The organism is Vibrio sp. MarTm2 (genome assembly GCF_027587055.1).
Lineage (GTDB): Bacteria > Pseudomonadota > Gammaproteobacteria > Enterobacterales > Vibrionaceae > Vibrio > Vibrio sinaloensis_D.
Genome location: NZ_JAPPTK010000024.1, coordinates 1 through 8,913, shown reverse-complemented (window position 1 = coordinate 8,913; position 8,913 = coordinate 1). Strand labels below are relative to the sequence as shown.

Annotated in this window: 9 protein-coding genes and 1 pseudogene; 2 read left to right on the top strand and 8 right to left on the bottom strand. The window is 41.5% G+C overall.

What is annotated here, in order from left to right; translation table 11 throughout:
• Nucleotides 1–115: 115 nt before the first annotated feature.
• Nucleotides 116–733, bottom strand: a pseudogene (locus OH458_RS21595) (LysE family translocator).
• 339 nt (nucleotides 734–1,072) lie between these two features.
• On the opposite strand from OH458_RS21595, the gene OH458_RS21590 reads away from it, so the two are divergent.
• Nucleotides 1,073–1,330 (top strand): hypothetical protein, encoded by a 258-nt coding sequence (locus OH458_RS21590; RefSeq protein WP_269979804.1) that lies wholly within the window; start codon nucleotides 1,073–1,075, stop codon nucleotides 1,328–1,330.
• 122 nt (nucleotides 1,331–1,452) lie between these two features.
• On the opposite strand, the gene OH458_RS21585 is transcribed toward OH458_RS21590, so the two are convergent.
• Together OH458_RS21585 and OH458_RS21580 are read right to left on the bottom strand one after the other, a co-directional pair.
• Complete coding sequence (locus tag OH458_RS21585; RefSeq protein WP_269979803.1) at nucleotides 1,453–1,758, bottom strand: hypothetical protein; 306 nt, start codon at nucleotides 1,756–1,758, stop codon at nucleotides 1,453–1,455.
• Nucleotides 1,759–2,025: 267 nt separating this feature from the next.
• Nucleotides 2,026–2,580 carry a hypothetical protein gene (locus OH458_RS21580; RefSeq protein ID WP_269979802.1) on the bottom strand — a complete coding sequence of 185 codons (555 nt, stop codon included), beginning with the start codon at nucleotides 2,578–2,580 and terminating at the stop codon, nucleotides 2,026–2,028.
• A 290-nt stretch (nucleotides 2,581–2,870) separates the two neighbouring features.
• On the opposite strand from OH458_RS21580, the gene OH458_RS21575 reads away from it, so the two are divergent.
• Nucleotides 2,871–3,839 carry an IS30 family transposase gene (locus OH458_RS21575; protein WP_269979801.1) on the top strand — a complete coding sequence of 323 codons (969 nt, stop codon included), beginning with the start codon at nucleotides 2,871–2,873 and terminating at the stop codon, nucleotides 3,837–3,839.
• A gap of 25 nt (nucleotides 3,840–3,864) precedes the next feature.
• Here OH458_RS21575 and OH458_RS21570 read toward each other — a convergent pair whose 3' ends face one another.
• The 5 genes from OH458_RS21570 to OH458_RS21545 form a co-directional block, all read right to left on the bottom strand.
• On the bottom strand, nucleotides 3,865–4,758 hold the full coding sequence (locus tag OH458_RS21570) for a class I SAM-dependent methyltransferase (RefSeq protein ID WP_333482678.1): 894 nt from the start codon (nucleotides 4,756–4,758) through the stop codon (nucleotides 3,865–3,867).
• A 490-nt stretch (nucleotides 4,759–5,248) separates the two neighbouring features.
• Nucleotides 5,249–6,175, bottom strand: a complete 927-nt coding sequence (locus tag OH458_RS21560) for an arginase family protein (RefSeq protein WP_269979798.1) — start codon at nucleotides 6,173–6,175, stop codon at nucleotides 5,249–5,251.
• A gap of 1,271 nt (nucleotides 6,176–7,446) precedes the next feature.
• Complete coding sequence (locus OH458_RS21555; protein ID WP_269979797.1) at nucleotides 7,447–7,983, bottom strand: ClbS/DfsB family four-helix bundle protein; 537 nt, start codon at nucleotides 7,981–7,983, stop codon at nucleotides 7,447–7,449.
• 121 nt (nucleotides 7,984–8,104) lie between these two features.
• Entirely contained in the window at nucleotides 8,105–8,482 is a 378-nt protein-coding gene (locus tag OH458_RS21550) for a carboxymuconolactone decarboxylase family protein (protein WP_269979796.1), read from the bottom strand.
• 58 nt (nucleotides 8,483–8,540) lie between these two features.
• Nucleotides 8,541–8,897, bottom strand: coding sequence for a MerR family transcriptional regulator (locus tag OH458_RS21545; RefSeq protein WP_269979805.1), 357 nt, complete (start codon nucleotides 8,895–8,897; stop codon nucleotides 8,541–8,543).
• Nucleotides 8,898–8,913: the final 16 nt, after the last annotated feature.

Below are 8,913 nucleotides of genomic sequence, written 5' to 3'. Positions count from 1 at the left end.
TGTTAAGGGGTGAGCAACGCAATACCGAAGCCACCGCAAACCACCTTAAACACTAAAACCAACGCATAGTAAAAATGCCACGCGTTGCGAATCCCTCTTGAACAGTTTGTTAGTTTTATTGCTGGCGACTCAGTAACAAGCTTGCTCCAGACATAGCCAAAAAAGTAGCACAACCTCTATTGAAGCGCTTTGCCATTTTCGGCTTCGTAAACCACTGCCTTAAGTACATTCCAAATATTGCATAAATCGATATTGCACCCATTTCTAAAACTAGGAACGTAACCCCTAGAGCGAAGAACTGTTCATTTACATTCGCTGAAACATCGACGAACTGTGGTAGAAAGGCGGTAAAGATTAAGATAGCCTTTGGATTACCAGCGGCTAGCAAAAATTCTTGTTTAGCTAAACCTAATCGGTTACGAGTGTTTTCTAGTTCAGAAACAGGACTTGCTTACGAACGCCAAAGATTAAAGGCAATCCACAACAAGTAAGCCGCGCCCACAATTTTAATCGTTAGAAATAGAGTCTCAGAAGCATAGAGCACGACTGCCAAGCCAGAAGCAGCCAAGGCAATCATTACAGCGAATGCAGCAATACGACCAAGCCCAGCAATAAAAGCGGACTTGAAACCGTAACAACGAGCATTGTTCATGGACAATAGATTGTTTGGACCCGGAGTCATATTGAGCGCAAAACACGCAGGTATAAAGAACAATAACTTCCAGGTTTCCACAATATTTCCTCCATAAAACTAACGCCCAATTAAGGGGTGAGCAACGCTACCACCCAACCTAAAGCATTGTACCGTAACCACTAAAGTTGAAGTAGAAACAAAAGTGCTAAGCGTTGGGAATCCCTCTTAAATTGTTTGTTATGTTTTACCACAAACGACTGATTTAATTGGCAAAGAACTGCTTTGTTGAGCGCATTTCAAGAAGTAAATCACAAGCTCGTTCTCACTTGACCACCAAATGCACGAAACACCACGCGAGTAAACCCACTTCCCTTTCCAATGAGGCAACCCGATAAACGTTCAACAAACGCCCTCTCTTTCCAACCAAAGCGCTGAACAATGGCAAATTGCCGAGGCAACTGCCAAACTGAGATGCTACTTGGCAAATGCACTCAAAGCGACTTTAAGCCAGTTAAACATGAAACCAACCGCCACGACCTGCAAATGAAGCAACCCGCGAACATTGACATGTTTTACGGGTTGAGAAACTCACGAATTTGGGCTGACAATGCGGATTTGCTGAGTCAACTCGAACGAACTGCCAAAGGGATCAAGAAAAGAGAGCGAAGAAGCTTTAAGCCACTGAAATACAAGTAAACATAACGCCGCGTTAAGTAGTGAGCAACGCCTACCACTAACCTAAACCTTTACACCGTAAACACTTAACCCAACTTTGAATACTAAACGCCAAGCGTTGGGAATCTGCCTTAAACGCTTTGTTATGTGCAACTATCGTTGGTGATCCTGACGTTAGTTACGGGATTGCTACCATTTGCTACTACATCTACAGAAACCCATTTACCTTGCGATAACCATGTGCTTAATTTCACGCTATTACATATTTTGGTTGGTAATATTTTCTGAGAGTTTTGTGCAATCATAGCCTTATTCTTAGCACTTAGTTCTACGTTTGAAATATGAGCCCGCAAAGCAATGACGTTCTCTTCGACTTTTATAGAAGTAACTCTGACTTTCTCATCTTCATCGAACAGCAGTTCTTGGAATTGGTCCTTAAGTTCTTCCATCTGCTCCTCCTCCTGATAGCGAGGATAGTATTCTTTTCCCACGATAATAACTGGTAACAATGATAAAAAAATCAATCTAAACTTACTCATTAATCCCCCGAGCACATAACGCCGCGTTAAGTGGTGAGCAACGCACGCCACCGTACCTAAACCATTGTGCCGTAGACACTAAAGCTGAATCAAACTGAAAATGCCGAGCGTTGGGAATCCGTCTTAAACGCTTTGTTATAAATACGCATCCCGCTTAAATTCTCACTACACAGAGAATTACTCTTTGCCTAAATGTAGTTGGCAGTTGATTTTCTCGAAGCCAATTAGTGTATTAGAATATATAAGGCTAACTGTAGCGGGCAGATTTTTCTCAATAATGTGGTTGTAATATCCCCGACAAGTTATGCTTTTCCCGTCATCAGAAACCACTACTAACGCTGCCCGAGATCTTCCAATAGTCGTTGACTTTGACTCAAGTATGCTCAGACCAGTAGTCACTCTTTTACCTAGCTCAATACTTTGATCAATCGTCGAAAGTAAGAAAGTTGTTGCTACCCATAATAAGAAAGCAACTGTTGACTTCGAGTATTTTTCATACCAAAGGTTTTTCTTAGGCCCATATTGTTTGAATGTACTGCTTTCAACAGGAGTCTGATTTCGAGACTGTACCCTAATAAATTTCACAACAAACATTAAATAGACAATGACTGCAGATACAAGCATTACTACAGTAGAGTAAAGAAAATTATGGGTTACATCATAGTTAATCTCTGAAAAAACGTAGATATAAAAGACCAAACATATAGCTTCGCCTACAAACCAAAACTTCAATGTACTCTCCCTCACATTCGAATATGTATTCTTCCAAGGACCACCAGACTCAAAAGTAGATGGTATTTATAACGCCGCGTTAAGTAGTGAGCAACGCTAAACTACCTAACATAAACCTATACACCGTAGACACTAAACCCAACTTAGAATACAGAACGCCAAGCGTTGGGAATCTGCCTTAAACGCCTTGTTATGAGGCTTGGATTCAAGTACGAAGTGCGACACCTCTGAACATAAAAACAGTGAGATGCGATAATCATGAACTTTGCTCCCGCCAAGAAGTAAAAAACATGAAATACACACACCTCACTGAGAACGAAAGGTATATGATTTCTGCGCTCAGAAAGCAAGGAATTAGTACCGCTAAAATAGCTAAACAACTGGGGCGTCACAAAGCCACTATCTATCGAGAAATTGAACGCAACTCCCGATACAACAAACACTTTAAAAGGTACTCCTATCAGGCATGGAGAGCCCAACAAATGGCTCGTAACCGGCTGCGCCGGTCACGCAGAAATAAGCGCTACAGCGAAATCGACTTTAGGTTGCCTGAGGCCTTGCTGAGACTGGATTGGAGTCCTGACCAAATCGTCGGATACTTAAGGATGAGAGGCTATCCGACAATGAGTCATGAGCTCATTTATCAGCATGTTTGGAACGACAAAACTCTCGGTGGAACCCTATGGAAACACCTACGCCAATCCACTAAGAAAAGGCGTAAGAGATACAACTCAAAAGACAGTCGAGGACGGCTGGCAAATAAGCGTCATATTACCGAAAGACCAGCAAAAGCTGAGCATCGAAAAGAGCCTGGTCATTGGGAAATTGATACCGTCGTTGGCCGCGGAGCCAAACACTGTATCGTGACTTTAGTCGACAGAATGACTGGTTACACTTTTATTGGGCAAATGGACGATAGAACAAGCGAGTCGCTCAACGTAAGAATGAGCAAAATCATGACCCGCTCTGACTTACCTTTTAAGACGATAACTGCGGATAACGGCACTGAGTTTCATGGTTATGCACAATTAGAAAAACATCATAACTGTCTGTTTTACTTTGCAAATCCATACCACTCATGGGAACGAGGCACTAATGAGAACACTAATGGCTTGATACGACAATACTTACCAAAACGAACTTCTATGTCACACGTAACACAGAAGCTCTGCAATGAAATTGCACACAAATTAAATACGCGCCCACGTAAAAGACTTGGGTATAGAACACCAACGGAGTATATTCATGCGCATCTGTAGAAAGTGTCGCACTTCAAACTTGATACTAAGTGCACTTTTTCGCAATAACTAAACCATGGTTACTACTACCAAGCAAAGATGGCTCTGCACATGTAGTAAGGTGATACTTCAACCAAGCTTGATACTGCAGCTCGCTAAGTTGGTTCACCTCTTGACCAATAAAACGAACATAACCATCTGTTGCAACATGATTTTCGACACTAAAACCCGTGTGAACTGCTAGAGATTCAATTTCAGACGGTTTAGCAAAGTAACCAGTTCTAAAAAATGGGTCTACGTCAGGTGACGTAACTAAGCCACTTTCATTTAAATCACTTAAAACAGTTGGAGAAACTAAATCGCTAGACATTTTTGCTAACAAACCTGCAACAAAGAAACGGCTGATATAAGCTATCGCGACAATCCCTTTTGGTTTTAAAACTCGATGAGCTTCTTTCAGCACCGCCTCTCGGTCTGATTTTGATTGTATGTGATAAAGCGGTCCCAATATTAATACGATATCTTGACTATCATTCTCTATAAAGCTGACGTCTGTTGCGTTTGCTTCGTGGACAGATAAGCTCAAAGACTGCCGTTTTGCATTACTATTGAGTTGTTCGACTAGTTCAGGGACTAACTCAACCGCTGTTACATTAACGCCTTGTTGTGCGTAATGAAGAGAATAACGTCCAGTCGCAGCACCAAGCTCAGTTAAATGACTTGCTTGCTCGATATAAGGCTCCAACACACTCAATGTTGTATCAAACTCAATACGCGTAATATTTTGTGAAAGAAGACGCTTCTCCTCGTCAAAATTTGCGTAGTACTCCATATATTCTTCTTGCACGACTTCCTCCTGTGCAGTTAACGCCTTGCTAAGGTGTGAGCAACGCAATGCCCGAGCCTCTGCAGACCACCTTAAACACAAAAACCGACGCATGGTAAAAGTGCCACGCGTTGCGAATCACTCTTAAGCAATTTGTTATGTTTGTTCTACATGCGCGCGATCACACCAATACTCTGAGTAACTTTCATTTACCCAACACTCAATTCGTATTGTGCCAAACTCTTTATAAGTACCTAGTTCTTCTGAGATTGTTATACGCTCAGACGATAATAAATCACTAACTGAATCAGCCAAATCTTCAAACCCATAGAGTTCAACATTTTCGTGTTCACTTCGAAGAGTAAGCTTCAGAACTCCTTGTTCTTCGATCCGAGTCGCTGTGAGATTACAAATAAAGTCAGGTCTCACACACTCGAATAGCTTCTTATAACTACTCATATTCCCTCCGAAAACATAACGCCCAATTAAGGTGCGACAACGCTATGACACCCAAACTAAACCATTGCACCGTAAACACAAAATTCAAACCGAAGTGAAATTGCCAAGCGTTAGGAGTCACTCTTAAATTGTTTGTTATGTGAATTTAAGCGCGAAAGCCCCAAACTGCATCAATTAGTTTCACCATCAACTCTTTTGAAATACTTTTTTCGTCCAGTTCAGGCATATATTCAACAAAGTCAGCTCCGATAAACTTAGGACTAGATGCTATTGTATGGACAAGGTGCAATGCTTCGCGTGCGGATAGACCACCGATATTAGGCGTGGCACAGGCCCGAAATATGCTGCCATCAAGTGCATCGTAGTCAAAGGACAAATATACACGATCAAATTGACTATCAATTTTGGACATTAAGTCAGCTAATACACTTTGAATACCATGTGTGTCCAAGTAGGTCATATCGTAGTTTGTAACGCTGGAGTTCGAAATAAACTCAAACTCATTAAGCATTAAGTCTCGGACACCAATATAAAAGACCTGGTCAGAACTCAACTGTGACTCTGTGGGTACTGACCAACCATTATGGCGATATTCGTTCATTAACATTGCTAGAGGCTTACCATGAAGGTTGCTATCAAGAGAGCTATTGCAATCCGCATGAGCGTCAACCCATACAACTGCTACTCTTTCATTTTTATTTTTTTGATAATGTTCTAAAGCTGCTTGCACAGTACCGACCGCGATAGAGTGATCACCTCCAATTGTTATAGGAGTTCTACCAGCTTCGAAACTATTCAATAATTTGGACTTTAGTTCGTCACAATAAATGCCTAAAGCCTTTTCATTTTGGTCATTTAAAATAGCATCATTGACACTTTTATTTGTAGTTATATCGCCAACATCTTTGATGTCCATTCCCCAACGAGTGTTACGGACATCTATCCAATTACTTAAAGCTAACCAAGTAAATTCATCGGTGCTGCGAAGCCCTTCAACTGTATTTTTTTCTGTCTTTAAATAACCAAGTTGATTAAATGGTGCACCAATAATATCAAATTTCTTATTACCCATTCTTCCTCCAGAACTCATGACGAACTCGTATTCACATAACGCCCAATTAACGTATGAGCAGCGCAGCCACTGAACTAAACCACTGCGCCGTAAACACGAAACTCAACCCGAAGTGAGAGCGCCAAGCGTTGCGAATCACTGTTGAATTGTTTGTTATGTTTTACCACAAGTTACTGACTTAATTGAGAAAGAACTGCGAATTCCGACTAATTTTCTGAACTAAACCACAAGGTAAGAACCGACTTGGCCACCAAAGACGACCAACCAAAAACGAATAATTCCACTTCCCTACCCAATGAGGCAACCCGACCAAGAAACAACGAGCTCACTATCTTTCCAACCAAAGCGCAAAACAATGCTGAATTGCCGAGGCAACTGCCAAGCCGAAATGCTAATTGACTAAGAACCTAGAAGCGACTTTGAACCAGTTAAACTAGAAGCCAACCGCCACGACCTGACAATGAAGCAACCCGCGGACATTGGCATGTTTTACGGGCTGAGAGATTCAAGAATTTAGACCGACAATGCGGATTTGCTGAGTCTACTAGGGACGAATTGCCAGAGGGACAAAGAACTAGAGCCCAAGACCTTTAAGCCTTTGAAATACAAGTAAACATAACGCCGCGTTAAGAGGTGAACAACGCCTACCACCAAACCCAAAACCCTTGTACCTTAAACACTTAAGCTGACTTGAACTGAAATCGCCAAGCGTTGTGAATCCGCCTTAAACGCCTTGTTAGGCGAAGTTTTCCACCACTGTTTAAGTTGTTTTGAAAGTAGATTACCCGAAACCAAATAAGCAACCAAACACCCACTGACTTTTTGTGACTCAAGAACCACAAAACTCACTATGTTTCAGCCAAAGTTCCAACGACCACGAAATGCGAATTTGCAGCGACTAAGTAGTTTTTGAACCTGCGAAACTAACAGCTACGGGCTAATAGCAAAAACGAAAGCTACGATTAACTTGCCCTTTCCACACTTTGAGCCAGTTAAACTCACAACCAAGCGACTGTGAAAACCAATGAGGCAACCAACGAATATTGGCATGTTTTACGGCTGGAGAGATTCAAGAATTTGAGCCGACAATGTTGAATTGCCGATTTAGAAAAACGAATACTTAAAGAGAATTAAGAAGATTAGAACAAAGAACTTTCCTGCCCGTCGCCTAACGCCGCATTAAGGTGTGAGCGGCGCTTGGCTATACTTGAGCGAAGCGAAAACGCCAAGCGTTGCGAATCACTCTTAAATGCTTTGTTAGTGCGTACTTTTTACGAATGCATTTTTGCGTGAGCCCGGAGCTTTTTTAACGCCCAATCATAGTGACTTGGCATCGCAGATACACAGTAACTTCCTAACGTTGTTGTACCGGTCCAATCGAAATACTGTTTGGTGAAAAGTGCCTCATTAGTAAAACTATTAGCTAACTCGAGCGACGCTTTATGACTTTCCTGTACCAATCGCTTTGCTGCCGACAACTCTGTTTCTTGGTGCTTTTGCCAAAATTCAATGTTCATTTGGCCGTATGTTTTCCAATTGTATGGTTCAGGAAGAAAACTGGCCTTCTGTCCCGCCATGTTTGAATTAACCCATTTCAGTAACAACTGATGCCATTCGTACAGATGTATCAATACATCTCGAAGGTTTTGGTCGCGGGCCCAATGTAATTCCTTTTTACCCTTATCACTGGAAAAATCAAACTCAGTATTTAACACACTTTCAGGCATTGAATCGATATACCGAAATAGCTTTGTAAAACTCTCATCAGCTTGATGAATTAACTCTTCCTTAGTCTTCGGTCTTGCCATAACAAACTCCGTTCATCGTCTATAGATAAGCACTAACGCCGCATTAAGGTGTGAGCGGCGCTTGGCTATACTTGAGCGAAGCGAAACTGCCAAGCGTTGCGAATCACTCTTAAATGCTTTGTTATGCCTTACGCTCGGTGATCACTTCCTTAAAAGCAAACATACCATTTAAAGCGGCCGGAAAACCTGCATAAACTGACATTTGTAATATAACCTCTTTGAGCTCATCTTCACTACAACCAACGTTAAGAGCTGCATTTAAATGAACTTTAAGCTGAGGCGCACAATTCCCTAGTACTGTTAATGCGGCAACCGTTGCGATTTCTCGCGATTTTACATCCAACCCTGTGCGTGCATATATATCACCGAAAGGAAACTCTATTGTATATCTGGCTAAATCAGGGCAGATATCTTGCAAACTTTCGATAACATTTTTTCCGGCTTCGCCATCAATGCTTGTTAATAGTTCGAGACCGGTATCAAAACGTGATTTGTCCATTGGTATGCTCCTATTTAGTAAGTACAAGCACACCATACAAGTTAGAGTTCACTCTAAGTCAACGAACTTTTCCATTATTATAAAGTTTAATTTTTTCTTCTAAAGCAATAAGGTGTGACTGTTGTTGCTCGATATGAGCTATCAAATTTTCTCTGTGTTGCTCTAGCAGCACCTTACGCTGTAATACAGTATCTACCCCTGACTCCCTTAGCCGCGCATACTCCAGAATTTCTTCGAGAGGCATAGCCGTTTCTTTTAGGCGCTTCACAAATTCAATCCACCCCAAATCTTTCGAAGTATATACTCGGTGCCCACTTCTATTTCGTTGTATATTCTTGAGTAAACCTATTTTTTCATAGTATCGAAGAGTGTGTGACGACAAGCCAACCAAACTTGAAAACTCCTTCATATTCATGATTTCATCTCCTAGG